Genomic DNA, 26514 nt, shown 5'->3' with positions numbered 1-26514 from the left:
GAACGACGATCTCTTGATGAGAAGAACCGGCCTATTCGACATACATGACGGCGACTCGACCGATGGCACCTTTGCGGACGGCGTTGTGGACCTCCATGGATCGGAATGCCTCGATGAAGCCTCTCTTTTGTAACTCCTGCTCTTAAACCTCCATTGATGGGGACACATCCACGGCCAGCACCAAGGCCAGATCGACCTCCGTTTGCGCAAAGCCTCTGAAAGAACCGACGAGAAAGAAGAACGCAGTCAGGAAAGGCAGCCACGCAGCGTCAGGGCCGATGAAAGGAGTAGCAAGGGCTTTTCTTGAAAGCATACGATGCCCTCCACCCTGCTTCGGCTCCCACCCGTCCCGTTCTCCGACTGCACTGCTATCTAAAAGAAGCAGGAGACCGTGAACGATCTCCTGCCAGTGGAAGGGAGTGACAATGAAGAAGCCTCAGGAAAAATCTCGCCATCCTTCGGCAGTCAATCAATACCCAAAAGCCAAAGCTGTTCCCGTACAAGCGTACAATTGCGATGGTTTTCTTTGTATTTTTCAATCTATGTTTATGTTAAGCACTTTTACATAAACATAAATCAAACTTTTGAAGCAAATGGGCCAACAAATCGATCTTTTACTTTGACAGCACCGGAAAAGTTTCGAATGCTTCGAGAAATTAGGGCGGCTCTAATCAGAATGACGGTGAAGCGCTTGTAAGTAATGCACCCGTGACAGGCTTCTCGAAAGAAGCCGCACGTTGCTCCTCTGAAAGCATGCCCGACCCTAAGGGACAAGGGAGGTCCGCAGGATGGGACAAGGCTCTAAATGCAGGCGCGTTGCGTTAATCGTCGAGGACGACCATGAGCTTCGGGCTCTTGCAGTCGCGCTGTTGGAGGAAACAGACTTCCGGGTTGTGGAGGCATCCAGCGCTGAGGAGGCTCTGCACTATCTGAACCAGAACGTAGGCGACGTGGCCTTTCTCTTTGCCGATGTGCGGTTGCCCTGCCTGATGGACGGCGTGGACCTCGCACGGACGGTGCGGCTCAAGTGGCCGTGGATCAGAACGGTTTTGACCTCGGGTGCGCCGCTTGAAAAGGACCTCGACACAACCCTGCGGAATGTTCGGTTCATGCCGAAGCCTTGGAGAGCGTTGGAAGTCCTGATCGAGGCCGAAAAAGCGGCTGAGGCAAGCTGGTACGAGACGGTCGTGGCTCACACAGGCACTGAGGTGGTGAAGAGGCTACGGACATAGCCTTGATAAGCTCCGATAGCGCCTTCCTGAAGCATTCACCCGAGAGCCCGTTGATGGGAGACGACACTGTGGCACACCAAGGCACGGATAATGCGATCACGATCCAAAGCTCGAACATCCACCTTGGTGATGGACTGCCGGATCATGCTCGCGAGAACATTCTGCGGGTCGCCAGCAAATACTTCGGACGGCTGAACACCGCGTCGGCTCACTTCACGAAGGAGGGGATCACCTACCGCTGTAGCGTGAACATGCAGATGGGCGGGCTCCCGATGAAGAGCGCTGAGGGCAGTGACAAGGACATCTACCTCGCCTTCAATGCCGCCCTCACGAAGGTCGCCAAGCAGCTTCGGCGGACCAAGCGGGAGCTTCGCGAGGATAAGGCCGAGCGAACCGACAAAGATGTGGTCCTGCGTGAGCGTATCAGCCTAGCACCGGATACCGATGAAGACCTGTCGTATGCAGAGGACTCAGGGTGAGAGGGCGATGGCTGCAACCGTTCAATTCTGTTTTGCGGTATACGGCAGCAGGCGCACGAAAACGTCGTGAACTGTCTGATAGCATTCACACGAGACCTCTCTAAGAGCAGTCGGGTCCATGATGGTGATGCCGCCCCTGGTTTGTCCGATCCATCCCGAGGTCTGAAACTTCTTCATTATAGCACTGACCGTCGAGCGTTGGGTTCCCAGACGATCCGCCCAGAACTCATGGGTAAGAGGGATGATCTCCTGGTCAACCCGATGGCTCGTGCTCAGGATCAGGCGAGCACAACGGGCTTCGACACTATGGATCGCGTTGCAGGCAACATTCTGGAGAACCCGTGACATGATGGCCTCCATGAATTGGCGCATCAGGCGCTGAATGTTAGGGCGTGTGCTGATCACCTCGTACAACTTGGCGATCTTGATGCGCGAGGCCGTGCCGGTGAGTTGCACGACATAGCGTCCAAAAGCCTGATTGGTGACCGCCGCTCCTGTGAGACCTGTGACGCCCTCGCTGCCAAAAACCGACATCTCGGCAGAACGACCGTCATGCATGACAGCCATCAGCGAGATAATGATGTTGTGCGGAAAGTAGGCGTAGTGAAGGGGCTGACCTGTCTCGCAGAGCACCTGACCATGCTGCAATTTCACGATCTCCAGGTGCGGCTCCAGACAGGCAAAGTCTTCCGGCTCCAGAGCACCCAGCAATTTGTTCGCGCGGTGCCCCTGGACAGCGCCTGCATACAGCATTTCGTCAGAATACATTTTCTTAGCCTGCCCCTATGACTCTGTAATGCTTATGAAGCACAGCTAAAAGCAAGTAGTTTTCTTGTGAGGCATCCTGACGCAGAAAGTTCATATCTCAACCAATCTCGGTATCATTCGGAGTTCCGAATAAAAACTATGGATAATTTACGTTATTAGGCCGAACCCTGCTTTCATAACCTTGAAGAAGAGCCGCAATCATAGCGATTGAAAACGCCTGATTAGATTGATCGTGGAAAGATGGACTGCTTGCCGACCGCTGAGGGTGCGGCTACCGGCTCACTTACAGGGCTTTGGAGCAGAACAAGCGGCATCGAAGCCGCATTGGAGAGCCTGGAGGCGGCGTCTTGATCCTGTCACACTGGATCTCCACATCGCTGCCGTCTGCACTCGGAGGATCATTCATGCACCAAAGATCGCGCGGCTGGATCATGCCTGAAGCCGAGATGCTGTCTATGCTCGAATTGATTGAGGAATAGATCCGGTTACCGAAGATCGATGTGCACCACCAGGATGTCCTGGTCCGGCGACGAGAGATTCTCGAAAAGGATTTGAAAGACTTCAGTCTCAGGTGCAGCAAGCAAATTGACAATCACGGGGCGACGTAGCTCAGCACCGAGCCTACTCTTTGAAGGCAGCAAAGAGCATAATCCTCTACATCATCTCGCAACGCATCACGAGCTTGGTGTTGGTCTTGCAAACAACTGAAAACCCAGGCCGTTGAAGGAATCGGACGGCGGGATTGTTTTGAAGCACGAACTGCGCCATCGATCCCACACGCGGGTCGTAGTGCTGCTATGGAATAAGGTGTTCAAACATAGGCTGACCGCTCTTCACCAACTTCTCGGCAGCGGCTCTTGCAAGGCGGGCGATCTGCTTCCGAATGTCGGGCCTGTCAGTCGGATTCATAGGTGTCCATCGCGGGAGGTTTTCGTCATGGACCTCTGGGCCAGTCTTAAATTGCAAATCGGTTAGATCCTTATTGATGGAGCCTGACCCGCGATAGCCAAGTGATCTTTTGCCTAAGGCATCGGAGGCCAGCATTGTCACGCTCCACTGGTAGCGAATAGACCCGTTTGCGTCGGGCGCAACTTGCTCAACGACTACGTGCATCTTTGGGACGACATCGACCTTGATCACGATAGCTCCTATGCTGATGGAAATGACCTAACCCGTTGGACGGGACCTGATACCGAGGCAAAATCAGGAACTCGACTCTTTGGCGACCACGCCTCGTTGTCGAGCCTGTTTCTTCCCTGATACCTTAGCTTCCTGGGGCATGGGGCGGACACGCAATCCACCTGTCTCGGCCTGAACGACTTCAAACGCTCCGGTCTTACGCACGAGGTCGCTCAGCTTGCGATAGCCGTAGGTGCGAGGATCGAAGTCCGTCGCGATGTTGAATAACCGCTTGCCCAACATCGCAAGGCTAACCCAGCCCTCCTCCACTTCCACTTGCGACAAGGCTTTCTGAATGAGTGGAATTGCAGCACTCGGCGGTTGGAGCGGTTTCACCGCTTTGGCTGTCTCTTTCCCTGGCGTGGGAATCTCMGCAAGCAAGAGGTTTTCGGTGTAGATGAAGCGGCGACACGCCTGCCGGAAGCTTTCCGGGGTTTTCCGCTCCCCGAATCCGTAAACGTCCAGTCCCTGCTCCCGGATGCGGGATGCAAGGCGGGTGAAATCGCTGTCGGAAGAGACGAGGCAGAACCCGTCAAACCGTCCGCTATGGAGGAGATCCATGGCATCGATCACCAAGGCAATGTCAGACGCGTTCTTGCCTGCCGTGTAGGCAAATTGCTGTTGGGGAATGATTGCATGCTGCGCCAGGATATCAGCCCAAGGCTTCAGGCGTGGGCCAGAGAAATCACCGTAGATACGGCGCACGCTTGCTTCGCCGATCTTGGCGATCTCCTCAAAGAGCCTGCCTGTGATCTTGGCCGACGCGTTATCAGCATCGATGAGGACGGCAAGGCGGGTTGAACGAATTTCTGACACCATGATGCTTCCGGCAAGAGACAAGACCGAGGGAGTGCCAGCTTAACTGTTCTGCTCGGGGTGTCATCTTCGAGCGCCAGATCCACTTCTCGTTTATGCTCAGGCCGCGTCCAGGCAGTTCATCGAGCGTCCTGGGCCGACCCTCTTCAAATGCTTTGAACCCAGTTTGAAAAGATCATGATGCGCCAATGGCAACATCAAGCTATCTCACGCGCTGCCCAGAGAAGCCGCACGCCCAATGCGCCGAGGAACAGGCCAGTCGTGCGGTCAATCCACTTCTTCGCGTCGATATAGAATCTCCGAACACGACCCGAGCCAAAAAACAGGGCCACTACGGAATACCACCACACTTCGTTGAACGAGACGATAGCAACGAGCGCCAGGGTCATCCAAAGCGGAACATCGGCAGGCAGCATCGCGATGAAGATTGATCCGAAAAATACCGCGACCTTTGGATTGGAGATCTGGGTGAGAAAGCCCTTCACGAACGGGTTCGCGACCGTTTCTCGTTTTGGGCCATCAAGAGTGATAGGATCTGCCGCGTGACGGAAGATCTGGAAGGCAATCCAGAGCAGGAAGAGTGCACCCAGGATTTTCATTGCGATGAAGAGCGGCGGCAAAGTTCGGAACAGCACGTTGAGACCAAGGAGGGCAGCAACCGCCCACAATACCGTCCCGGTCCCCAAACCAAGCGCCACCTTTACCCCATCTACGCGTGACTGGGCCACCGCTGTACGTGCAGTGATGAGGAGACTCGGACCCGGCGATATCACCGCGAGGAGTTGAACAAGTCCAATGGAGACAAGGGTTAGAAGATCGGACGTTTCCGGTTGCATAGGGTTCAATTGCACACTCCGTATGCTGTGAACAGGGCACAAATGGCCGTCCGATGGCTCCCCCTGAGATTAAGCCTCTCATTCTTTTCCAAGGTTCGTCGAACGTGCTGTTTTGGCGCTTTGAACAGTTTGAGCCCGCATAGAGATCCGACATGCTGCCTCAGCCCTGTTCTGAGGTTGGGGTGAACTCGACTCCATACTTGGCCGCGATCTCCCGGAATCCCGGCGATCCTGCCCTGGACGGATTTCCGCTATCAACCTGCGCACCAACGACCTCGGTTATCATCGCCTCGAACACCCCGGCTGGCGAGGTAATGCCCATCTGTCGCCAGACGCCTGGGCCAAGATTCTTGAGCCCATGGATCGTGCCTCCAGGTATGAACATGGCCTCACCAGGGCCGAGGATGCGAACCTCGTCCCCGACTTGGCATTCGTACCGACCCTCGATGATGACATGCCACTCGTCGTAAGAATGTCGGTGAAAGCCAGCCCCGGATCCTGGCGGGCTGTTTGACACGCAAACGCTATAGTCGCCCTGAGTCGAAGAGACGTGGACGGGTTTCAAACGGTTTGCATGGCCGTGGTCGGTCGGCAAGCTGCAAGCTTTCGGCAGGCACCCTGCCCGTCCGTGCCGGTTCAAACTGTTTTTGTTCCGACTATCGATCTTCAACTGTCCAGAGATCCATTCCGTTAATCATCTTTGAGGGACGAGCTTCGGATGCACAACTGTTTGTTGGCGAACTACAATATGACAAAGCTAGGAGCGCGGAAACCGGCATAATACTTGCAATTCCAGGACTGCGCCTTTAGCTGCCGCTCATTAGCTACTTGCAACTCGCGAACGTAGCACACGAGGTCACAGCCCTGGCAGGTGCCTCAAGCAAAGGCTTTTCTAATGTCCGACGAAACACCTTTATCGAACTACATTGAGCTTGCGGCTGACATCGTATCAGCTTTCGTCAGCTACAATTCTGTGCCGGTTGCGGACCTGCCCAGTCTCATTGGGAATGTCCACGCTGCTCTCCAGAATGTCGGCCAGCCCGCTGCAAAGCAGGACGAGGCGAAGCCAACGCCCGCCGTCTCCGTGCGGAAGTCTGTCACCCCGGACTACCTGATCAGCCTGGAAGACGGAAAGCAGTACAAATCGCTCAAGCGGCACCTTGGAAAGCTGGGCTTGACCCCCGAGGCTTACAGGGAGAAGTGGGGCTTGCCTCGCGACTATCCGATGGTCGCGCCGAATTATGCTAAGATCCGCTCGGAATTGGCGAGGAGCACGGGCCTTGGCCAGAGACGCTCAAAGGCAGCCCAGGCCAAAGCCGCAGCCAATGACGAAGTGAAGGCTGCTCCTGCAAAGGCTCCCGCTAAGCGCGGACGGAAAAAGGCTGTCTAAAGACAGCCGCGATAAGTCTGAGAGGCCGCTCATATCGAGCGGCCTTTCTACGTTCACAGTCCGGTCTCAGTGCGGGATGAATCTGCCCCGCCCTCCCTGTAACCGTCCGAAACCCTTCACCAAACAGTTCGACCAGCGTCCGTGCTGCGGCGGATCTTAACCGCCTTTCCGGACATCGGTTCTTACGAATAACGATCAAGCCTCGCTGAAGAACAGGTCTCGCTCGGCGAGCCGTCGTCTGGTCAATCCAGGAAGCGCCCGGTCCCGCGCTTGATTCCATCGCAACAACTCGTCTGCGGTTCCTTGAATTTGGAACTGGCTTGCCAGCCCGTCCCAAAGCAATGCGCTCACGTCATGCGAATGCGTTTAGGCCAGAACTGGTGTTGTATGCGCCTCAAGGGCGGTGATCAGTTCGTTCGAGCCGGATACCCACCCGAAGAGCATCTGAATTGCCAGCAGGGACGCATCATGATTGCTGCGAGGGAGACCACTCCCAATAGGCTCAGCGGTGCAATCCTCCAGGAGCAGGCAGGTGTAGTCGCGGAACATGGCATCGCGGATCGTGGACTCGACGCACACGCTCGTGGTGCAGCCGGTAAAGATCAGGCTTGTGATGGAGCGCTTCCTGAGAACCTGATCCAACTCCGTCTCATAGAAGCCGCTAAAGCGGTGCTTATAGATCACGGTGTCGCCCGGTTCAGGCGTGAGTTCAGGGACAATCTCGGTGTTCCACGTATCGCGGACCAGAATGCGGCTTGCAGTGCCATCAGGAGCCATCGTGACATCACCCACGCGCAGAGGTCTATGTTTGATCCAGTTCGGGGCCTCCAAATGGCCAGCATTCGAGAGGTCAGGATCGAAGCCCATTTTCAGGTAAATGACCGGCAAACCGGCTCGACGGGCGGCAGACAGAACCCGAGCAGTGGGTGCAATGGCTTTTCGGATACCTGAGATGTCGATCCCAGCTAAAGCGAACATTCCACCTTCAGCGCCGAAGTCGTTCTGCATATCCACGACAATGACGGCGGTCTGCGATACATCGAGAGCGACAGCTTCAGGCTTTGCGCTGACGATAATCTGGCTGTTGGAAGGTGTCATGGCGAGCCCTCCTGATCGCCTAATGAGGATACTCCTGACCCGGCTGTAAGCAAAGCGGCAGTAGAAATAAAGTAGCAGATCCCTGTAGACTACGTTCGCTCTGGGGACGCTCTCTCAGATATCTGCCGCCGTTCGAAGTTCCATTGCGTCGATCATCTCGGCCCGACGTGCTTCGAGCACCCTGACGTTTCGAATGATTTGATCGAGGGAGCCTTTGCTTGATCCGAGGAACCCGATCCCAGCCAGTGCGGAAGCGATCCCAATGACGAGAACGATGGCATCGGTCCGGAGTAGGCCCAGAAGAGACGCCAGGAACAGCAGGATGCCTGCACCAGTCGCCACCTTCGCTACGATCATGCTTTTCCGGCACTGCTCGGCGATATCGGACAAGGCGTCGATCTCAGCTTCGAGATCGGAGATTTGCTGGTGAAGGTCGGTCATAGGGGCACGTCGAACAGGTTGAAGCTACCATGCAGCCGAACTCGGCGAGGGCAAAACCGATTTTCAATCCTGCCTCCCAGCGACCGTCCTCTTCAAACCATTTTTCAGCAGTTCATGGAGCGTCGCGGCAGCCCCCTAAAAATGGTCGCCCGAAGATGCCTCCTCGGGCCGTCATGATCGTCAGGGCAAGGCCATTTTGAAGACCATGGCATCCTTTACGGAGGCGAAGACCATAACGATCTCAAGGTCGCCATCCCCGTTCCGCCCAGATGTTCCATGGCAGGGACGAACACCGTGCTCATTAGCAAGGTCCCACAGCCTTCCTTCAAAGATATCTGCCACAACCCTAAAGGAGTTTATGCGCTCCCACTCCGGATGACCGCTGTGCTCCAAGAACTGCTTGAAACGCTTTTCCTCCTTGAGACATTCGCTCCAATGGATCGTATGGACGTACGTGCGCTCCGGGAAGAACCGAACGAGCGTTTCGACTGTCGGTCTCGTGAGCATGTCGAGGATGCAATCAGGCAGGTCATTCAGATCCGACATCATGCGGCCCTTTCCTGACTGGAAGCTCGGATCGTGATCCGTTGCCTCTTCGTCACGTGCACCACGATATCATAACGCGAATACGCGAAAGCGGCGGACTCAACCAAAAACGCGAAGACTTTGGGGTGGGCGATCAGATAATGCTTTGCATCGCCTTTGCGGCGGTATCCCAGGTTACGCCCGCAGGTTTGATTGAAGATATCCATATGGTAGAGAAGAACGCAGTCATCACGTCCTGTGTAAGCATTAAAAACGAGCATTTGTTCATGTACCTCGGGAGCCAGAAACATCATCGTTTGGAGCAGATCCTGACCGATATATCCGTTCGAACCACGGGCCGAGATCGGTGTTTGGACGCCGTTGATCATGCTCGCCTTGTTTGAGATGACCCGTATCGAGCCGTCCAAACGGGCCTGATGCTTAAGTATTGTCTTCGCCATACTGTTGGTTGTGACTGCACGATCCATTTCCACATCGACGAGATCACGCCCGAACTCAGGCGTCTCAAGAGAATAGGTTTTCCAACATTTAGGATCGGCGGTTAATTCCGCCCCATGGGCGTGGCCGCCGGGCTCCGGAACCTGCGCCTGTTCCAGAGACCAGGTCGTAGGGCTGACGTGGTTCAGGTGCTCGTCCGACATCGGCACGGCCACGCGCACGCCGGCCGGGTAGCCGAAGTTGTTGCCATTGGCCCATTCGTTGACCTTGCCACCCCAGACGTTCGACCACGGCATGCCACCTTGTTCACGCAAGGGAAACTGCGCCCGGACCCGCTTTACCTCGGCATCGACGTTGCTGATACTTGCGCTGTCCGCAACGCAAAAGGCATCCCCTCACATCGACTTCATGTCGTCGGACCTCCTCCATCGAGCAGTTGTGGGAGATCGTGGCCATCCCGGACCTCCGGATCCAGGTCGAACGCCTTGCCCGTCGCCCCTTAAATGCGATGAAGTCGAGTTGACCTTGACCCCATGAACGAACTGGATGGGAACCGCAGGGCCTCGCTTTCCAAGCCTGGATTACCGGTCAATTCGTTCGGCTCGACTGCGACACCAGGGCAGGACGTTCGCGGTAAAGGTCCGGGAACAGGCGCTTGAGGTTCTCGACCTTCGGCAGATCGTTGTGAACGATGTAGGGATAGGTCGGATTGAGCGTCAAGAAATCCTGGTGGTAGTCCTCCGCCCGGTAGAATGCCCGGTCCGGCTCAAGAGTCGTGACGATGGCCTTCCTGTACGTCCGTGCCTGATCGAGTTGTGCAATGTAGGCCTTGGCGACATCGGCCTGATCACGACTACGGGGAAAGATGGCCGTCCGGTACTGCGTCCCGACATCTGGCCCCTGCCTGTCGAGCTGGGTCGGGTCGTGAGCCACGGCAAAGAAGATTTGGAGGATCTTGCCGTAGCTGATCTTGCTCGGGTCATAGGTGATCTCGACAGCCTCGGCATGACCGGTCGTGCCTGTGCCGACCTCTTCGTAGTGTGCGGTCTTCTTCGCGCCACCCGCATACCCGGAGACGGCGTTCGAAACGCCTGCCACATGCTGGAACACGCCCTGGACGCCCCAGAAGCAGCCCCCAGCCACGACCGCTGTCTCTGTGGCGACTGGGCGGACGGGCAGGTCCAGTGTCGGGGCTGGTATGGCAATGCCTTCCTGTGCACCGGAGGGCTGGGCTGTCACGATCCCAACCGTCATGAGCAGGGCCGATGTCACGAGGGCGGCGTGTGAACGCCAAGTGCTGCGTTCGACAGTGACGGCGCGGGCTTGGCGCATCGAGAAACTCCCTTTGAATCAGGCGGCAGGAATGAAGTTCATGGCGACCCCGTTCATGCAGTATCGCTGGCCTGTCGGAGGCGGACCATCATCGAATGCATGGCCGAGATGGCCACCGCAGCGACTGCAATGGACCGATGTCCGCACCATGCCGTAGGACGTGTCTTCCGCAAGCCCCACGGACTTTTCCAACGGCGCCCAGAAGCTTGGCCATCCGGTCCCGCTCTCGAATTTGGTCTTGGAGGAGAACAGATCGCGTTGGCAGCCGGCACAGGTGAAGGTCCCGTCGCGGTGCTCGTTGAGCAATGGGCTCGAGAATGGAGCCTCGGTGCCGCTCTGCCTGAGTACGGAGTACTGATCCGGCTTAAGAAGCTTGCGCCACTCCGTATCGGTGTGAGCCACGCCGAAGCCTTCACCGGCTAAGGCAGGAGGTGCGCGCCTGAGTAGCCCGGCGGCCAAGGCCAGGCTTGCCACCCCGCCGCCCACCAAAACACGCCGCGTTATCATGGTGACCACCTCCAGAGCCTGACAAGGAATGCGCCTCCGCGTGTCAACATCAAGGCAGGTGCCCGGGGTGTCGCATGGCCAGGCCGTCTGCCGAAGGCTCGGCTTCAGAACGGGTAATGCTGGCCCGGGTCCTCGATCGTGATCCACCTAAGGTCCGTGAACTCCGCGATCGCTGCCTTGCCGCCAAACCGACCGTAACCGGAGCCCTTGACGCCGCCGAAGGGCATCTGGGCTTCATCGCCGACGGTGGGACCGTTGATGTGGCAGATGCCAGCCTGGATGCGCTTTGCCACTTGCAGCGCCCGCTGGACATCCCGCCCGAATACTGCGGATGAGAGTCCGTACTCCGTATCGTTGGCAACGCGGATAGCCTCTTCCACGCCCTTGACGCGAATAATGCTTTTGGCCGGACCGAAGGACTCCTCGGCGTAGATGCGCATGCCAGGGACGACGTTGTCCACGAGTGTCGCCTCCATGATCGTGCCGTTTCGGCCTCCTCCGGCCACAACGGACCCACCCTGTGCCACGGCGTTCTGCACCAACTCTTCGATGCGCTCGGCCGCCTCGATGTTGACAACCGAACCGAGCACGACCTGCTCACGCGGGTTCCCGGCGGGCAGCGCTTTCGCCTTGGCGGCGAGTTTTGCCACAAATTCGTCGGCAATGGCCTCATCGACGATGATCCGTTCCGTCGACATGCATATCTGACCTTGGTTCAGGAAGGCTCCAAAGGCAGCCGCATTCACCGCCGCATCAATGTCGGCGTCGTCGAGCACGATGAGCGGTGCCTTGCCCCCCAGTTCCAGCAGGACCGGCTTTAGGTTCCTCGCGGCTGTCTCGGCGATGATCTTCCCGACCCGGGTCGAGCCCGTGAAGTTGATGCGCCTGACGGCGGGGTGAGCTATTAGAGTTTCCACAACGGCCGGAGCATCGGCAGCGGTATGGGTCACGACGTTGACGACCCCTGGCGGCAGGCCGGCCTCGGACAGGATCTGGCCGATCAGACGATGCGTGCCGGGGCACAGTTCGGAAGCCTTCAGCACGACTGTGTTGCCGCAGGCCAGTGGCATGGCAACCGCTCTCGTTCCGAGGATCACGGGGGCATTCCAGGGTGCCATGCCGACGCATACGCCGGCGGGCTGGCGGATTGCGAGCGCCGTCGTGCCCGGCTTGTCGGACGGGATGACCTCACCTGTGATCTGCGTCGTCATGGCGGCGGCCTCGCGCAGCATGTTCGAGGCTAGGTTCACGTTAAACCCAGCCCACGGTGCCGTGGCTCCCGTTTCCCTAATCATCAGATCCGTGAACCGATCAACGTTGGCTTGCATGAGGTCAGCGGCCTTCAGGAGGAGGACCCGGCGCTCACCCGGCCCCATCCCGGCCCAGGCCTGGAACGCGGCCGCTGCCGCATCGACCGCCCTGTTGGCGTCCTCGGCTCCGGCCGCCGGCGCCCGGGTAGCGACCTCGCCTGTCACGGGATCCCGCCGCTCGAAGGTCGCGCCATTGTGGGCTGCCTCCCCGCGCCCACCGATCAGAAGCCGAGTATCCATGACGTCCTCCGTTTCCCCTCCTAGGGAGCAAGCCGGCTATTCCTCATTGATAGAGAGCCCGCTGGCGGGGGCAACCCTGCCGCCCGAGAATGTCCTATCCGGACCTTGGGGCCAAATCCAAGCCGTCCTATTACCGCCTGTACTCCCTTGGGCATCAGCATGAGGAACGAACCGCAGGCGCGGGATCGGGAAGGACCGCTTGGGGTCAAAGCAGGAATCTCCCCTAGCCTTCAGGAACGCCTGCTTTGCTGTCGTTAACGGACATCTGAGCATCTATCCGTGATGTGCCTCTAAATGGCGGTCGGGACTGCAGGCTTGCCGAATTTCGCTGAAGAAACGTTTTGACAAGAACTGTCTTGCGCTATGGGTCAGGGCACAGCGATGCTTAAACAAGTACCTCTAGCTGTTGCTACCTATGCCCGGGACCGCAACTCAGCTCGAAGGCTCACCTTATCCACCTTTCCAACTGAAAGCAGAGGCAGTTCTTGGCGGAGCTCAAATTTCTTTGGGATTTTATAGTCTGCCAGTTGTGAAGAGCACCACTCTTTGAGAACAGAAGGGTTCAATTCAGCGCTTTGCTTTAATTCGACAACCGCAATACCGACCTCTCCGAAGACCGGATCAGGAACTCCTATGACTGCAGCAAGTGCGATGGCTGGGTGAGCCTCCAGAACGATTTCAATCTCGCGCGGATAGACATTATAACCGCCTGACTTGTACATATCGGACAAACGTCCCACAAAGCGCAGGTTCCCATCCGGCAGAAGCTCCGCGACGTCGCCGGTCCGGAGCCAGCCATCTTCCGTAAATGCTTTCGTGCTCAAGTCAGGCTGGTTGAGATAACCCAGCATGCAATATTCAGGGCGGACTTGTATCTCCCCACGCTTTCCGACTTCGCTTACAAGTCCATCGTCGCTCATGAGTCGAGCTTCGCCTTCAGGAACAGGGCGACCGATTGTAATGGCAAGCGTTTCCAAGTCGGTATCTGGTCGAGCGTATGTCACGGAACCGCAGGTTTCCGACATGCCGTACGACGTCCCAATGCGCCCGCTCATTCCCTTCAGAACAACTAGGATGTCAATCGGCATCGGGGCACCGGAGTAGATGTGCCACTCGATGGATTGGAGCTTCGAGGGGTCGAACGATGGTGCCTCGAGCAAAAGCTTATACATCGTCGGAAACAGCTCAAGGACATTGACCTTGTGAGTCTCGACCAGCTTGAGCAGCTCTTCTGCCTCGAACTGCTGCCGAAAATGGATTGTCCCCCCTCCTACAATGGCATAGGACGAGACCCAATGAAGGCTCCCGATATGATTCATCGGATAGGGGTTGTAGACGACTGGATAGCTGCGCGTTGGCCATTGGGCAAGCTGGGTACGACTGCGCTGAACCATCGCCTTGTTCGGTAGAAGCACGCCCTTCGGCCGCCCAGTTGAGCCTGACGTGTAAACGAGCATTGCCGGGAAGTCGCTCCGGTGGCCGTTGGCCAAGACATCCTCACTCGCAACCGAAGAGGAGTAGTCATGCACGAGTTCCCAGAGCGATCTCTTGTCACTACCATCGAGCGCGTAACAGCCCTTAATGAAGTCCATGCCCGCAATGAGCGAAGCGATATCGGAGTGATAATCGCGCCCTCTGAATTCGCCGATGTGAAAGAGGAAGCGCGGCCTCGCGTCCTCTAAGATATACTGAAGCTCGGGCTGCCTATAGCGTGGGTTAAGCCCAAGCCACACCGCACCGATGGTGTTGATTGCAAGAAAGAGGATGAAGGCGTCAGCACGCGGCGTCGTTAACACCGCGATATTGTCCCCGGGAGAAATCCCAAGCCCGAGCAGGAAATGAGCTGTCTTCCGAACCTCATCAGCAAGCTGGGAGTAAGTCAGCTCGTGAGTCTCGGACGCGATCGCCAGCCGCTCCGGCGCGATTTCGGCATTCAGGAAGGCATACTCAGCCAAGCTTTGAGCTCTTGGGAGATGGTACACAGCCGCCTTCCTTAGCCCCGCATCCGAGACTGGTTGTGATCCTCACGACAGAGCAGAACCTGCTCCATGTCGCCATGACTTGACACATCATTCAGCACATCCAGGGCCGAATTGATATTCTGCTTGCTGACAGCAAGAGCCATCCGTGGCTGGGCCAGTAAGGTCCGGGAGAGATCGATCGCACCGCTTTCAGCCTCGCCGTCTTCAACAAGGCGGTCAATCAATCCCCAACCGAGAGCTTCCTCGGCGTGAATGCGCTCGCCCAGCAATATCATCCTTCTGGTGACGGCTGCGCCGGCAAGAGCAATGAGGCGTGGAGTAGAATGCCAGCCATAGTTCGACCCCAGTCCCACCTCCGGCACCCAGAAATAGGCGGACCGGCTACAAACCCTAAAATCGCACGCCATGGCGATCGTGAGGCCACCTCCTATGGCGAACTTCTCGACTGCTGCGATTGTGACCTGAGGAAGAGCATGCCAAAGCCGAACCATCTCAGTTCCAAGGAGAGCGTAGTGACGCTTATCGTAGATCGAGATATCCTCGTTGAACTGAAGTGGTTCATTCAAATCGCCGCCGGCAGAAAACCCGCCGGGACCGCCGCTGAGGATGACGACTGACAGGTCACGCTCCCTGCGCAATGCCAAGGCAGCGTCGTGCATGTCCTCAATGAGGGCAACGTTGAGAGCATTCCGTTTTTGCTCACGGAGCATGCGCACAATGGCGAGGCTGCCATCACGTTCAATCGAAATGTTTGACATCGAGACTCGATCTTCTCCGCTTCCCGAACTACCAAGCCGTAAGCACGTGGCCCTTGAACTTCTCACGTACGAAGTTCTTTACTTCGTCTGATCTGTAGATGCCGATGAACTTCTGGATTCCAGGCTCATTCTCCCGTCCACGCTTCGCCACAAAATTGACTGTGTTGAAGTCATTCGTATAATCCTCAAGCGACAGTGCTTTGCTCGGATCAAGGCCAACATTCAGTGCATAGTTGAGAGTAATGATGGATGCTTCCGTGTCGTCCAGCGATCGCGCCAGCAATCCATGATCCAGCTCAACGAAGCGGAGCTTCTTAGGATTTTCGGATATATCCAAGAGAGTAGCATTGTCCTGGGACTCTGGCTTAAGTTTGATAAGCCCACGCCGTTCCAGAAAGCCAAGCGCTCGGGTCAGATTGGCTGGGTCGTTTGGCACACCGATTTGACCACCAGCGGGAATGTCAGAAATGTTCTGATGCTTGCTACTATAGAGGCCGATCGGCACAATGATCGTTGGAGCGATGACAACAAAATCGTATCCACGTGCCTCTGTCTGCGCCCTGAGGTATTTCCGACTTTGCATATCGTTGAAGTCGATGTCCCCAGACGCTAAGGCAACGTTTGGCATTTGGTAGTCAGCAAACTCGATCACCTCAACATTCAGCCCTTGCTTCGAAGCAAGGCTTGCAGCGAAGCGATCAACGTCTCCATATGGTCCTGCTGTCACTCCAAGCTTCAGGCTCTTTTCTTGTGCTGACAGTGCGCCTGCAGCCGAGACCGTCAACAGCGCGGCGAGCAGCGCTCGCATGAGTCCATTCTTCATTCATCTGCTCCATACGGGATATGTGTTTGATGTGCTGATTGATAGCTCTCTGTCGAGCGAGCTCAGACGCAAGAGGCCCCTCACCTGCCAATTGGACGATGGTGTAACTGAGGTCTGAGAGAAAATAGAACGATGCAGTTGAGTTGTGTCGGCGGAGTTGCTGGCGGGAAGCGTGCGCATTCTCACCCTGCTTTCACGCCGCACGACAGCCGACGTTATGGCTCATCGTCGGCTCTTACATCAGATAGGGTGAAACGAGCATCGTAGGACATGGCATCGCCTTCCTAGGGCATTGAGACCTAAGCGCTGGATAAGTTCTTAATATCGAACGATATGATCGTTACTTAGGTCGGTTATGATGTCAATAGACTGGAAACAAAAACCTTTGCGTGCTCCCGTTCGCCGATTCTATCCAGCCCTTGTCACATCCCCATCCACTGCCGCTCAGGAATGCGTGACGTTGAATAGTTGGCCCAGTGGGACATTTTAACTTTGCGGCTACAAGGAAGGAGCCGATAACAAACATTATAGAAATTAAACTGCTATGCCTTGCTCGTGGGACAGCGGGATATGGGCTGGTCGTAGTGCCTGCTCCGTTCGAAGCTATAGGATCGCTGCTCTTAAAGGATAGCGACGATGGCTCATCACGTTCAGTCCGAGCCCGACATCGATCAGAGGGACACGGATGTCGCTTCTGCGATCGAGTCCTACGGTGATGATCGGCAAACCGCCATGCGTGTCCTTCTAGTCGATTGACTCATCTACGAACAACTGATCGATCGATTGGCTGTGACATTGTCGTTCGAATACGTGCGGATCAGCGTCACGTAAAGTGGGGCTTTGTCCAGCCATCGTGTGAATAACTGATCATGGCCGTAGCGGTTGGGTTGGCATCATCGCCTAGAGCATCAGCAGAATTCTGAAGATTGATCCCATCAGACACGGTCATTCGAGATCGTCCCGACGCCTAACGACCCGGGAGGTCGCAGGCGAAGGAGAATCGATCATATTGGCCTTCCTCAGGGCATACCTCGCCGGCGGATATCGGCTTGCAACATTCCTATGATCTCGCAACTGCCCAACCAAAGATGGCATCTCGACAATAGTATAATTGTATCCAATCGTACAATCTTAGATGATCAAGGTCTCACTACAGGGAGGATAACAATGAGAAAGTCCAACTGGTCAGGCCTCGGAAGAAAGACGGTCGGCGGGATCATCACCGCTGTAGCCATCCTCGCGACGTCCGCATCGAACGCGGCGCCTTATCCGGAAAGGGACTTCACCTTCGTTGTGCAGGGATCCGCAGGTGGAGGCAGCGACATCGTTGCCCGCACCATCGCCAACATCATCGAGAAGAAGAATCTGGTTCCGACCAAGATCATGATCGAGAACCGTCCCGGYGGCGGCGGTGCCGTCGGCTACAACTTCGTGGCCCAGCGCAAGGCCAACCCGTACTTCCTTGGCACGATCGGCGGGAGCTTCTTCACGACGCCGCTGCTCGGCCAATCCCCCGTAACATACAAGGACTTTACTCCGATCGCAGCCATTGCTGCCGATCCCTACGTCATGGCGGTCAAGGCGGATTCCGGTCTCGATACCTTCGATGCGATCAAGGCCAAGAAGACCATCCGCGTTGGTACAACGGGCGTCGTGACGGACCCCGGCCTTCTTGCCGGAATGCTCGAGAAGCCGCTTGGCATCACGGCCCGCACCATTCCCTTCGGCGGTGACGGGGAGGTTTTGAGCGCCGTCCTCGGAGGTCACATCGACGTCCAATTCGGCAATCCCTCTGAAGTTCTCTCGCAGGTCAAGGCCGGCAAGCTGAAGGCCCTCGCGGTGACGTCCGGAACCCGCCTTGAACAACTCCCCGATGTTCCGACCTTCAAGGAATTGGGCTTCGACATCGAACTCACCCAGTTGCGTGGGATCGTGATGCCGAAGGACATTCCCGACGAGGCCGTCAAGTTCTGGGAGGGCGTCATGAAGCAGGTAGCCGAGTCGCCGGAGTGGAAGGCCGAGTATGTCGACCGCAACAACGCCGTGCCGGTTTTCCTCGACAGCAAGGCATTTGGCGAGGCGATGCCGAAGTACAGCGATATGTACTCCGAGTATATGAAGAAGATCAAAGCCAGCCAGTAACCCTGAACTGCGTGGCTGCAGCTACCGCGCCGGCCGCGCAGACACCATCCCATCGGAAGGTCGATCGACATGAAGCTGTACCGCCTGGAAGTCGGGTTCGCGTTATTCCTCCTCATCATGGGCGCATGGGTCGTGGCCCAGGCATTTTCCTACGGCGTTCTCGGGGACAACATCACGGGTGCTGGCTTCTTCCCACTCATCTCGGGCGGACTGCTCTCCGTCAGCGCGGTCGGCATCCTCTCCCGTGAGCTCCGTGGTCAGGACGAGGCATCGGAGACGATCCCTCTTGCCGAATTGCTGCCCATTGGCGGCATCATCGTTGCGACCGCGCTCTTTCTCCTCCTCGCGGAAACTGTCGGCATGGTTCTCCTGACGCCGCTCTACGTCGCAGCGGTGGCTTATCTGATCGAGGTGCCCAAAACCCCGCGGGGACATGTGATCGTCTGGTCCGTCGCCATGGCCTTCGCCGTCTTCGCCTACCTATTGTTCGACTACGGACTCAACGTCCCGATCCCCTACGGCTTCCTCGGCGAGTGAACCAGGTCCGAAGCCCCCGGAATCCAACGAATGAGCGCAGGACATGGAAACCATTAACCTTCTTGCAGGCGGCCTCGCCGAGGCCCTGAGCTACAAGATGCTGCTCGCGACCCTCATCGGCGTCCTCCTCGGACTTGCCGTAGGTGTCCTGCCCGCATTGGGTCCGGCTGCGGCGGTTGCAATCATGCTGCCGCTCGTCGTCAAGTTCGAGCCCACGACGGCCATGGCCGGCCTCGCGGGCGTCTATTACGGCGCGATGTACGGCGGTGCCGTGACGTCGATTCTGCTTGGCATTCCCGGGGAGTCCGCATCCATGATGACCACCATGGATGGCTACCCGATGGCTCGCAAAGGGGAGGCAGGCAGGGCACTCGGGATGAGTGTATACGCCTCCTTCGTCGGCGGACTGATCGCCCTCGTTCTCTTTACCGCCGTGGCCGCTCCCTTCGCCGAGTTTGCCGTCGCCTTCGGCCCGGCCGAAATGACGGCGTTGATGGTTATGGCGCTGTCATTTACGACGGTCCTCGGCGGCTCCGATGGCTGGAAGGGCTTCGCGTCCCTGGCGCTGGGCCTGTGGCTCGGCATGATCGGTCTCGACATGGTGACGGGTGCGCCCCGCTACACGATGGGAACGGTCAACCTCATGGACGGACTCGAGTTCTCTGTGGTTGCCATTGGCATCTTCGGCCTCGGCCAGGTTTTCTCGGCGATCGGCGAGAAGACCGAAGGAGCAGCATTCACACCAACCTACACCTTCCGGTCCCTGTTCCCGCGCCTGCGCGACATGGTGATCTGCTGGAAGGATCTCGTCGTGGGATCTCTCGTCGGCTTTATCGTCGGCGTGCTTCCCGGTGCCGGAGCGACGGCTGCAACCATTTTCTCCTATGCGGCATCGAAGAAGATGTCGAAGACGCCGGAGCGGTTCGGCCAGGGAGCCATCGAGGGCGTCGCCTCCCCCGAAGCTGCCAATAACGCCGCATCCTATTCGGCCATGATTCCACTCTTCACGCTCGGCATCCCGGGGTCTGGCACGACGGCCGTCATGCTTGGCGGGTTGCTGATGCTGGGCCTCCAACCGGGTCCGCTCCTGTTCCAGGAGAATGCCGACTTCGTGTGGCCCATGATCGGCACCTTCTATACGGGTAACCTCATGCTCGTCTTCCTGACGATCCTGCTCACGCCCGTGCTGGCCTCGATCGTTTACGTGCCACTCGCCCTGCTGCTTCCGCTGATCGCCGGGATCGTGATGTTCGGTGTATACGGCATCAACTACAGCATGTTCGACGTATGGTGCGCCCTGGCTTTCGGCATCCTTGGGTGGGTAATGGCAAAGCTGCGCTATCCCGCCGTTCCGGCCCTCCTCGGCGTGGTGCTCGGTCCCATCCTGGAGCAAGGCGTGCGCCGCGCCCTGCTGAGCTCGGGCGGCGATCCGACGATCTTCGTCGAACGCCCTCTCGCCCTTGTTCTGTTCCTTTTGACGGCGGCGCTGTTCCTCGTGCCCCTCGGACGGAAATGGTTGGCCACCTTCCAGGCCAGGCTGAAGACCGCCTGAACCTAACCTGTCGCTTTGGATGATCACCATGGTTTCGAATCTCATGCTGCCGATGGAAAGCAAGGAATCCGCTCCTGACTGGGCCTTCGCCCAACTCGTGCGCCGCATCGTGACGGGAGAGCTTCCCGCAGGATCGCGCATTACCGAGGAACAGCTAGCAGCCGACCTCGGCGTGAGCCGGACACCTTTGCGGGCTGCCCTCGTGCGTCTCGAGAATGCTCGCCTGATCATCAAGCAACGGAACCGCGCACTCTACGTGTCCCCGCTGCGGGCCGAGGAGATTGAGGAGTTGTCGAACCTCCGCGAACGCATCGAGGGACTCGTCGCCAGCCGCGCCGCGATACGCGTCAGCAGGGGCGAGGTATCGACCGATCGGGCGCGGCTGATCTGTCAGCAGATCGATACCAAAGGGTTCGGCAATCCGTTCGACCTGTTCACGCTCGGCGAGAGCTTTCACGCGGAGATCATCCGGCTGAGCGGCATGTCGCGCGCATCCGATATGCTCGCCGAGCTTTACCTCGGATTGGAGCGCTATCGTTACATCCTCGCGGAGGATCCCGCCCGCGCGCCCAAGCGCACGAAGGAGCATCAGGACATTCTCGAGGCGATCGAGGCAGGTGAACCGGACAATGCCGAGAATTTGATGCGGCTTCATATCCGGAACGCGCTCGACATCTATCTCGACCGCCTCGCCCCGATGTTCTCGCCACCCACGTAGAGAAGATCACGCCAAGCCGACCGATGCCACGAAGCGCCTGACCGATCGCAACGACAAAAGGAGACCCAATTGAAGATTGCACGCGTAGAAGCCCACTACCTGGACAACATCCCGATCACGCCGCCGCCGTTCAGGAAGCTGCCGAACGTGGAGCGGACGGTCATGGTTGAGATCGAAACCAATGACGGTCTCGTCGGCTGGGGCATGGGTGGGTACTTCCACCCGAGCATGACCAACTTCATCAACAACTACGTCGCTCCGTCCCTCGTGGGCGAGGATCCGATGCGGATCGAGCGGATCGCCGCGAAGCTGCACAAGCAATTCATCTTCGCGCAACGTGACCTCGGGCGTGCCCTCGTCAGTTCCCTGTCCACGATCGACATCGCCCTGTGGGACCTCAAGGGCAAAGCGTGCAACCAGTCGGTTCACAAGTTACTCGGTGGCGCCGTCGACAAGATTCCCGTCTACATTACCCATGGCGCCGCCTATGGGGGCGCCCCGGTCTACAGCCCCGAGGAACTCGCAGCGGAGGCCAAGCACCTCGTCGATCTGGGCAACAACTACCTCAAGAACACCGTGGGACGTCAGGCTGTGCCGGATCCCGATGATGACTACGTCCGCATGAAAGCCATGCGCGACGCCGTCGGACCGAACGTTAAACTCGCTATGGACGCCAACGCGAGGATGACATCTGACTCGGCCATTCGTCTGTGCCGTCTCGTCGAGGAATTGGACATCAGCCTTTTCGAGGAACCTTGCCTCGACAACGATCCGCGGCTTCTCGTAGCCCTCAAGGAGAAAACGACGATCCCAATCGGTGTCGCCGAAAACCACAAGTATTCCATGCGGGACCTGCTGCTCGCGGATGCCGTTGATATCGTCCAGCCAAACGTGAACAACGACGGCGGCTACACTGGGGGATTGCGCATAGCCGCCCTGGCCAAGGCCTTCAACAAGCCCATCGGGCACGGGAACGGCAGCGGCCCGCACAACGTCGCACTCCAAGCCGGTCTCGCCAGTGGAACGATCGTCGAGTATCACTTTCACAAGTGGATGGCCTACAACGCCATCTTCAAGGAGGTGCCTCAGCCGATCGAAGGCTTCCTTCACGTCTCGACCGCGCCGGGTACGGGACTTGAGCCGAAGGACGGACTGGTCGCGGAATTCGAGGTCAGGACTTAAGCGACACGACCGTACCCTTCTCTTCGGCCTTCAGGTGACTGTGGCGGGACGCTCAGCAATCGAAAGGGCCGTGGATCGCTCAGCAGCCCCTTTCCCTTTGGCGATAGTCGGCTCGGCTTGATTGGTGGCGTCGGCTGGATAAACTGATGCTTGTGCGAAGGCTGCAAGCCCTGCAATGAGCGGCAGCAAGCAGGCAGGTGTTAGGGTCTCAATCAACAGCAAGATAAAGGGAATACTTTCGTGGCGACAGGGATTGTGAAGTGGTTCAACGAACAGAAGGGCTATGGCTTCATTCAGCCGGATGCCGGTGGCAAGGATGTGTTCGTGCATGTCAGCGCTGTGGAGCGCTCCGGCCTACGCGGCCTCGCGGAAGGTCAGAAGATCTCCTATGAGGTTCAGGCAGACCGCCGCACCGGCAAAGAGTCGGCCGTTGATCTGAAGACGGCCTGAACCGACGGCAGCAATAAGGGGATGAATCTCAGGCCGCCCCAATCGGAGCGGCCGTTTCATTCGAGGGAGCGCAGGGCTCCTGGTTATTTTCCCTGTTCAGTGGTACTGAGTGTCGGCTTCTGGCATCTACGGGGTGTAGCGCAGTCTGGTAGCGCATCTGCTTTGGGAGCAGAGGGTCGCGGGTTCAAATCCTGCCGCCCCGACCAATGCCGGAGACGTCGGCCCAGGCCGAGTGGACAGGACCCTCACCTCTTCACTAGGATCCTGCGCGGCTGATAGGCGGCTATTCATAACGTGAGCCGCCCATTCAAAGTCCGTCTCGACGCGCAGAACAGGCACTTCTATTGTGATCCTATCGGCTCCTATGCCCTTTTGAGTATCCATGGCATCCCTCTCCTCTCGGCAGTCGAAAACGCGCCYGCAGCACCACGCAGCGCCCACGGTGGACCTTAGTGCCGTCATCCCGAAGCCCCATTCCCTTTAAGAGCGCGAGCTTCGCCCTCTTCGGTAAACATTCGAGCTCCGCCGGTAGTGTGCCCGGATGTGGTGGCCTGCGATTGCACGAATTTCGCCGAACGAGAGTTTTGACAAGAAGTCTTGGGAGATGATGAGCAGCAGCGCCATCTTAACTTTGCGGCGACCAGCACAGAGCTGGTCAAAGATTATGGAACTTGGACACCTGCAGGAAGCCTAATTCTTCTTCGTGATGATTCCAGCACAGGTCCAACATGGTTGTCCCGCTGCATGTTAGCCGGGTTGACTTGCAGGTCTTCCGACCCAGCTAGGGCACTAACTTGTGTTCGTGCATCCCTTTGAGTTGTACTTTGCTGAAACAGCTTTCTATCACCAGCAGAGCGTCGCCTTGGTTTGTTGACCTGTGTCTCACCACGCTTGCGATCGCAACAGCAGTCGTCGCCATTCACTTGTGCTCTCAGCTGCCGTAGGCCCGTCTCAAGACTGCCGACATAGCGCCGACTGTCCGCAGGAGTGTTGCTATGGGCAAGTCCAAACATCCGCTGGATCACTGCACCAATCACCTGCTCGCTGCACTGAGTTCTGAGGACTTCAGGTCCCTGGACCCRCATCTGGAGCCGGTGAAGCTGGTGAAGGGTACTGTCATTCATGAGACCGATGATGAGATGCCCTATGCCTACTTTCCCCAGACGGCAGTGGTTTCCCTGGTGACGGTCCTGGCCAACAGCAAGACAGTGGAAATGGCCGTATTCGGACGTGAGGCGATGTTTGGTTTGGCCGCGGCCCTAGCAACTCATCGCTCGCTGGGGCGCTATATCGTCCAGAGCACCGGCACCGCCTTGCGCATTCCCACTCCAGCCTTGCGCCACGCCTTCGAGACGCGTCCCGCCGTCCGGGAGGTGGTCCTGCGCTTTGTTGAGGCGCTGCTGGCCCAAGCCCTGCAGTCGATGGCGTGTAACACGGTGCACAGCGTGGTGGCCCGCTGCTGCCGCTGGATCCTGACGATGCAGGACCGGATCGGCGCCGATACCCTGCCCCTCACCCACGAGCACCTGTCAGCCATGTTGGGAGTGCAGCGCTCAACGGTCACCCTGGTGGTTCGGAACTTGCAGAGCTCCGGCCTGATCCGCCAGGGGCGGGCCCTCATTACGGTTACGGATCGGCCAGGTCTCGAGGCGGCTGTGTGCGAGTGCTATAGCCTGACCCGCCAACGCTTCGAACAACGCCTCCCCAGCGCCCCTTAGCATCATTGCTGTTCAGGTCTCCACACGACATGGTTCGGAGCCAGCCGCCGTGGTCTTAGGCAATGCTAGCGCCGCGAGCAGCCGCTGTGGTTTGAAAGAGATAGTAACTGTTGAAACGCGCACCTGCCTGTGCAGTCCGGCTGCGGAAGCCGACCGGCGTCACATCTGCAGGGCGAAGCACTTGGTCAAACCTCCAGTCGTCCGAATTGATGAAGCTCGGGATGGGAGAATGCTCAGGCACGGCGCAGATAATCATTGGTCGCAGTCTGTTCCTAAACAGATTGAAGGTGCAATCGCGTGCTGTGGGGCCGTTGGGTGCCAGTGAATGAACAGCAGTCATAGGTGCCCTCCCCTGAAGCTGACGTGGTAAAGTTGTTGGTTTTCCACGCCTGGGCACATATTACCTGAGGACAGTACGATAGCGTAGCACTCCTCAGGAGTATTCGCGTTGCTGAACCTTCAGTTGGGAGGCGTCACATGTCAGTAAGGTAGGGTAAGCTCCTCTGGCCATCTGAGTTGGGCCTGACAGTTAACCTACCGGGTAGGAGTGGCCGCCTGCCGTTCACTCACAGGCAATGGCTGAAGGATAAAGAAATCAGACGAAGAGTAGGGCTGTTCCCGAGACAGCGAACCCTCCTCTGAGAGGCCTGTTCAGGATCGGTTCGTTGCAAACAAGAGAGACCGCAGCCGCGAGCCTACCGGGCGCGCCTGCGCCACCTTGTATGAAAGCGATCTCATGTTGGTTCAGGGCACGCACGGGTTACAGCAGCATTTGAAATGCTGGATTACAATCGTTGTGGCAGAAGATCCAATAACATCTCTTTAGCCCTTCCGGTGTAGGCAGTGTGAGTGCTGAGAAAGGCGCGAAATGGCACTGCGGTGGAAGCCTACAATCCCTGACGACAACAACCCTCACGATGTGGTGGGCAGTCTGCACCTCCACGTCTTTGCACGCGTGTACCGCGTCTTGAGCGGAAGCGACCAGGGCCGCTTCCGTTGGTATCTGAATGATGTTCCGACATCAGCCGGGGTGCAGTTGCAAGGCATCGAGGATACACAGCAGAAGGCTAAGCACGTCGCAGACCGGCGTTTCCAGCAATGGCTCGAACGAGCTGGGCTTATGGAAGCTCCGGTGCAAGGCAGAAAGCAACTTGCCCTCCCCTTTCACATGAGCTCACAACGATGACCGGCCCTGAACGGGGCCTTACATGACCTGAGGGCAGGAGGGCTTAACCTACAGCATCATCAATGATTCAGCGAGGGAACTGAAGCACCGAAGTATAGCTCTTTCAAATCATCGCTGGTTGACAGCTCCGCAGCCGGGCCCGATCGCACGACGCGACCCGTCTCAAGGACATAAGCATGGTCCGCGTATCGTAGCGCTAGGGCGGCATTCTGCTCGGCGAGCAGGAAACTCACCTTGTCGTGCTCGTTCAGCTTCTTGATAATCTCGAAAATCTCTTCAACGATGATTGGAGCTAAACCCATTGAGGGCTCGTCGAGCAGCACGAGCGTCGGGCGGGTCATCAACGCACGGCCAATTGCGATCATCTGCTGCTCGCCGCCCGATGTGAGGCCGGCCTTTGTGCGGCGTCTCTCTTTCAGGCGCGGGAACCAAGCATACACGCGTTCAAGTTCTTCGGAAATTTGGCGACGACTCGGCTTGCGAAGAAACGCCCCCGTCAGCAGGTTCTCCTCAACCGTTAACTGGGGGAAAACATGGCGTCCTTCCAGAACCTGAACGATGCCTCTCCCGACAAGGGCCGACGGATCGAGCGCGGAGGTGGATTGCCCCCGCCACGTGATCGTACCTCGACTGAGGCGTCCGCGCTCGGACGCAAGCAGATTGGAGATTGCCTTCAGGGTCGTTGTCTTGCCCGCGCCGTTGGCCCCGAGCAGCGCCACGATCGAGCCCGGCTCCACCGTGATTGATATGCCGTGAAGGGCTAGGATGGACTGGCCATAGACCGCCTCCACGTCTTGGATGCTCAGAAAAGGTTCAGCGTCGCTCATTGGGCTTTCCGTCGGAGGATCTCGTGT

26 protein-coding genes, 1 tRNA gene and 2 pseudogenes are annotated in these 26514 nt (G+C 57.7%); 11 read left to right on the top strand and 18 right to left on the bottom strand.

Going from position 1 to position 26514, the window contains the following annotated elements:
• Positions 1-31: 31 nt before the first annotated feature.
• Positions 32-130, bottom strand: a pseudogene (locus ACXJKO_RS07430) (DUF1194 domain-containing protein); the annotation flags it as partial.
• 658 nt (positions 131-788) lie between these two features.
• Between ACXJKO_RS07430 and ACXJKO_RS07425 the strand changes: the two are divergent.
• Both ACXJKO_RS07425 and hpf read left to right on the top strand, forming a co-directional pair.
• Positions 789-1232 (top strand): response regulator, encoded by a 444-nt coding sequence (locus ACXJKO_RS07425; protein ID WP_457090442.1) that lies wholly within the window; start codon positions 789-791, stop codon positions 1230-1232.
• 53 nt (positions 1233-1285) lie between these two features.
• Positions 1286-1711 (top strand): ribosome hibernation-promoting factor, HPF/YfiA family, encoded by a 426-nt coding sequence (hpf, locus tag ACXJKO_RS07420; RefSeq protein WP_457090441.1) that lies wholly within the window; start codon positions 1286-1288, stop codon positions 1709-1711.
• A gap of 21 nt (positions 1712-1732) precedes the next feature.
• On the opposite strand, the gene ACXJKO_RS07415 is transcribed toward hpf, so the two are convergent.
• The 5 genes from ACXJKO_RS07415 to ACXJKO_RS07395 all read right to left on the bottom strand — a co-directional run bounded on the left by ACXJKO_RS07415 (position 1733) and on the right by ACXJKO_RS07395 (position 5827).
• A complete protein-coding gene (locus tag ACXJKO_RS07415) occupies positions 1733-2479 on the bottom strand; it encodes a Crp/Fnr family transcriptional regulator (protein ID WP_457090440.1) in 747 nt (248 codons plus the stop codon).
• A gap of 795 nt (positions 2480-3274) precedes the next feature.
• Positions 3275-3619 carry a hypothetical protein gene (locus ACXJKO_RS07410; protein ID WP_457090439.1) on the bottom strand — a complete coding sequence of 115 codons (345 nt, stop codon included), beginning with the start codon at positions 3617-3619 and terminating at the stop codon, positions 3275-3277.
• A 63-nt stretch (positions 3620-3682) separates the two neighbouring features.
• Positions 3683-4477 carry an NYN domain-containing protein gene (locus ACXJKO_RS07405; RefSeq protein ID WP_457090438.1) on the bottom strand — a complete coding sequence of 265 codons (795 nt, stop codon included), beginning with the start codon at positions 4475-4477 and terminating at the stop codon, positions 3683-3685.
• Between the two features lie 194 nt (positions 4478-4671).
• A complete protein-coding gene (locus tag ACXJKO_RS07400) occupies positions 4672-5310 on the bottom strand; it encodes a LysE family translocator (protein WP_457090462.1) in 639 nt (212 codons plus the stop codon).
• Between the two features lie 160 nt (positions 5311-5470).
• Positions 5471-5827, bottom strand: coding sequence for a cupin domain-containing protein (locus ACXJKO_RS07395; RefSeq protein ID WP_457090461.1), 357 nt, complete (start codon positions 5825-5827; stop codon positions 5471-5473).
• A gap of 378 nt (positions 5828-6205) precedes the next feature.
• Here ACXJKO_RS07395 and ACXJKO_RS07390 point away from each other — a divergent pair, with 378 nt between their 5' ends.
• Positions 6206-6700, top strand: coding sequence for a MucR family transcriptional regulator (locus tag ACXJKO_RS07390; protein WP_457090437.1), 495 nt, complete (start codon positions 6206-6208; stop codon positions 6698-6700).
• A 195-nt stretch (positions 6701-6895) separates the two neighbouring features.
• Here ACXJKO_RS07390 and ACXJKO_RS07385 read toward each other — a convergent pair whose 3' ends face one another.
• From ACXJKO_RS07385 to ACXJKO_RS07335, 11 genes and pseudogenes are all read right to left on the bottom strand, one after another.
• A complete protein-coding gene (locus ACXJKO_RS07385) occupies positions 6896-7051 on the bottom strand; it encodes a glycoside hydrolase family protein (protein WP_457090436.1) in 156 nt (51 codons plus the stop codon).
• Between the two features lie 15 nt (positions 7052-7066).
• Positions 7067-7798, bottom strand: a complete 732-nt coding sequence (locus ACXJKO_RS07380) for a cysteine hydrolase family protein (RefSeq protein ID WP_457090435.1) — start codon at positions 7796-7798, stop codon at positions 7067-7069.
• A 114-nt stretch (positions 7799-7912) separates the two neighbouring features.
• Positions 7913-8239 carry a hypothetical protein gene (locus ACXJKO_RS07375; RefSeq protein WP_457090434.1) on the bottom strand — a complete coding sequence of 109 codons (327 nt, stop codon included), beginning with the start codon at positions 8237-8239 and terminating at the stop codon, positions 7913-7915.
• Between the two features lie 180 nt (positions 8240-8419).
• On the bottom strand, positions 8420-8788 hold the full coding sequence (locus ACXJKO_RS07370; protein WP_457090433.1) for a hypothetical protein: 369 nt from the start codon (positions 8786-8788) through the stop codon (positions 8420-8422).
• 542 nt (positions 8789-9330) lie between these two features.
• A pseudogene (locus ACXJKO_RS07365) lies at positions 9331-9522 on the bottom strand (PepSY domain-containing protein); the annotation flags it as partial.
• Between the two features lie 289 nt (positions 9523-9811).
• Complete coding sequence (msrA, locus tag ACXJKO_RS07360) at positions 9812-10555, bottom strand: peptide-methionine (S)-S-oxide reductase MsrA (RefSeq protein WP_457090432.1); 744 nt, start codon at positions 10553-10555, stop codon at positions 9812-9814.
• A gap of 18 nt (positions 10556-10573) precedes the next feature.
• Positions 10574-11062, bottom strand: a complete 489-nt coding sequence (gene msrB / locus ACXJKO_RS07355; RefSeq protein ID WP_457090431.1) for a peptide-methionine (R)-S-oxide reductase MsrB — start codon at positions 11060-11062, stop codon at positions 10574-10576.
• 104 nt (positions 11063-11166) lie between these two features.
• Entirely contained in the window at positions 11167-12612 is a 1446-nt protein-coding gene (locus ACXJKO_RS07350; RefSeq protein WP_457090430.1) for an aldehyde dehydrogenase, read from the bottom strand.
• 413 nt (positions 12613-13025) lie between these two features.
• Positions 13026-14567 (bottom strand): class I adenylate-forming enzyme family protein, encoded by a 1542-nt coding sequence (locus ACXJKO_RS07345; RefSeq protein WP_457090429.1) that lies wholly within the window; start codon positions 14565-14567, stop codon positions 13026-13028.
• Positions 14568-14605: 38 nt separating this feature from the next.
• Positions 14606-15352: an enoyl-CoA hydratase/isomerase family protein gene (locus tag ACXJKO_RS07340; RefSeq protein ID WP_457090428.1), complete on the bottom strand. Its 747-nt coding sequence runs from the start codon at positions 15350-15352 to the stop codon at positions 14606-14608.
• Between the two features lie 28 nt (positions 15353-15380).
• Positions 15381-16175, bottom strand: a complete 795-nt coding sequence (locus ACXJKO_RS07335) for a MetQ/NlpA family ABC transporter substrate-binding protein (protein WP_457090427.1) — start codon at positions 16173-16175, stop codon at positions 15381-15383.
• Between the two features lie 1167 nt (positions 16176-17342).
• On the opposite strand from ACXJKO_RS07335, the gene ACXJKO_RS07330 reads away from it, so the two are divergent.
• The 8 genes from ACXJKO_RS07330 to ACXJKO_RS07295 all read left to right on the top strand — a co-directional run bounded on the left by ACXJKO_RS07330 (position 17343) and on the right by ACXJKO_RS07295 (position 24474).
• Positions 17343-18317, top strand: coding sequence for a Bug family tripartite tricarboxylate transporter substrate binding protein (locus ACXJKO_RS07330; RefSeq protein ID WP_457090426.1), 975 nt, complete (start codon positions 17343-17345; stop codon positions 18315-18317).
• 69 nt (positions 18318-18386) lie between these two features.
• Positions 18387-18854 carry a tripartite tricarboxylate transporter TctB family protein gene (locus ACXJKO_RS07325; protein ID WP_457090425.1) on the top strand — a complete coding sequence of 156 codons (468 nt, stop codon included), beginning with the start codon at positions 18387-18389 and terminating at the stop codon, positions 18852-18854.
• A 43-nt stretch (positions 18855-18897) separates the two neighbouring features.
• On the top strand, positions 18898-20406 hold the full coding sequence (locus tag ACXJKO_RS07320) for a tripartite tricarboxylate transporter permease (RefSeq protein ID WP_457090424.1): 1509 nt from the start codon (positions 18898-18900) through the stop codon (positions 20404-20406).
• Between the two features lie 28 nt (positions 20407-20434).
• A complete protein-coding gene (locus ACXJKO_RS07315) occupies positions 20435-21124 on the top strand; it encodes a GntR family transcriptional regulator (protein ID WP_457090423.1) in 690 nt (229 codons plus the stop codon).
• Positions 21125-21193: 69 nt separating this feature from the next.
• Positions 21194-22306: a mandelate racemase/muconate lactonizing enzyme family protein gene (locus ACXJKO_RS07310; RefSeq protein WP_457090422.1), complete on the top strand. Its 1113-nt coding sequence runs from the start codon at positions 21194-21196 to the stop codon at positions 22304-22306.
• A 240-nt stretch (positions 22307-22546) separates the two neighbouring features.
• Positions 22547-22756, top strand: a complete 210-nt coding sequence (locus ACXJKO_RS07305; protein ID WP_457090421.1) for a cold-shock protein — start codon at positions 22547-22549, stop codon at positions 22754-22756.
• Between the two features lie 129 nt (positions 22757-22885).
• Positions 22886-22962 (top strand) — tRNA-Pro (locus ACXJKO_RS07300).
• A gap of 789 nt (positions 22963-23751) precedes the next feature.
• Positions 23752-24474 (top strand): Crp/Fnr family transcriptional regulator, encoded by a 723-nt coding sequence (locus tag ACXJKO_RS07295; protein WP_457090420.1) that lies wholly within the window; start codon positions 23752-23754, stop codon positions 24472-24474.
• 1245 nt (positions 24475-25719) lie between these two features.
• On the opposite strand, the gene ACXJKO_RS07290 is transcribed toward ACXJKO_RS07295, so the two are convergent.
• The gene (locus ACXJKO_RS07290; protein WP_457090419.1) at positions 25720-26487 is read right to left on the bottom strand and encodes an ABC transporter ATP-binding protein; all 768 of its coding nucleotides are present in this window, start codon (positions 26485-26487) and stop codon (positions 25720-25722) included.
• Positions 26488-26514: the final 27 nt, after the last annotated feature.

It is taken from the genome of Microvirga sp. P5_D2 (assembly GCF_054049475.1).
The sequence above is the reverse complement of the archived record's forward strand: the minus strand, read 5'-3'. Positions and strand labels throughout refer to the sequence as shown.

What these genes read in the sequence shown, in the direction of transcription:
- ACXJKO_RS07400 (WP_457090462.1), bottom strand. Translation starts at nt 5,310, where the DNA reads ATGCAACCGGAAACGTCCGATCTTCTAACCCTTGTCTCCATTGGACTT.
- ACXJKO_RS07290 (WP_457090419.1), bottom strand. Translation starts at nt 26,487, where the DNA reads ATGAGCGACGCTGAACCTTTTCTGAGCATCCAAGACGTGGAGGCGGTC.
- ACXJKO_RS07325 (WP_457090425.1), top strand. Translation starts at nt 18,387, where the DNA reads ATGAAGCTGTACCGCCTGGAAGTCGGGTTCGCGTTATTCCTCCTCATC.
- msrA (WP_457090432.1), bottom strand. Translation starts at nt 10,555, where the DNA reads ATGCGCCAAGCCCGCGCCGTCACTGTCGAACGCAGCACTTGGCGTTCA.
- ACXJKO_RS07320 (WP_457090424.1), top strand. Translation starts at nt 18,898, where the DNA reads ATGGAAACCATTAACCTTCTTGCAGGCGGCCTCGCCGAGGCCCTGAGC.
- ACXJKO_RS07370 (WP_457090433.1), bottom strand. Translation starts at nt 8,788, where the DNA reads ATGATGTCGGATCTGAATGACCTGCCTGATTGCATCCTCGACATGCTC.
- ACXJKO_RS07390 (WP_457090437.1), top strand. Translation starts at nt 6,206, where the DNA reads ATGTCCGACGAAACACCTTTATCGAACTACATTGAGCTTGCGGCTGAC.
- ACXJKO_RS07375 (WP_457090434.1), bottom strand. Translation starts at nt 8,239, where the DNA reads ATGACCGACCTTCACCAGCAAATCTCCGATCTCGAAGCTGAGATCGAC.
- ACXJKO_RS07335 (WP_457090427.1), bottom strand. Translation starts at nt 16,175, where the DNA reads ATGAAGAATGGACTCATGCGAGCGCTGCTCGCCGCGCTGTTGACGGTC.
- ACXJKO_RS07415 (WP_457090440.1), bottom strand. Translation starts at nt 2,479, where the DNA reads ATGTATTCTGACGAAATGCTGTATGCAGGCGCTGTCCAGGGGCACCGC.
- ACXJKO_RS07425 (WP_457090442.1), top strand. Translation starts at nt 789, where the DNA reads ATGGGACAAGGCTCTAAATGCAGGCGCGTTGCGTTAATCGTCGAGGAC.
- ACXJKO_RS07350 (WP_457090430.1), bottom strand. Translation starts at nt 12,612, where the DNA reads ATGGATACTCGGCTTCTGATCGGTGGGCGCGGGGAGGCAGCCCACAAT.
- msrB (WP_457090431.1), bottom strand. Translation starts at nt 11,062, where the DNA reads ATGATAACGCGGCGTGTTTTGGTGGGCGGCGGGGTGGCAAGCCTGGCC.
- ACXJKO_RS07340 (WP_457090428.1), bottom strand. Translation starts at nt 15,352, where the DNA reads ATGTCAAACATTTCGATTGAACGTGATGGCAGCCTCGCCATTGTGCGC.
- hpf (WP_457090441.1), top strand. Translation starts at nt 1,286, where the DNA reads ATGGGAGACGACACTGTGGCACACCAAGGCACGGATAATGCGATCACG.
- ACXJKO_RS07315 (WP_457090423.1), top strand. Translation starts at nt 20,435, where the DNA reads ATGGTTTCGAATCTCATGCTGCCGATGGAAAGCAAGGAATCCGCTCCT.
- ACXJKO_RS07380 (WP_457090435.1), bottom strand. Translation starts at nt 7,798, where the DNA reads ATGACACCTTCCAACAGCCAGATTATCGTCAGCGCAAAGCCTGAAGCT.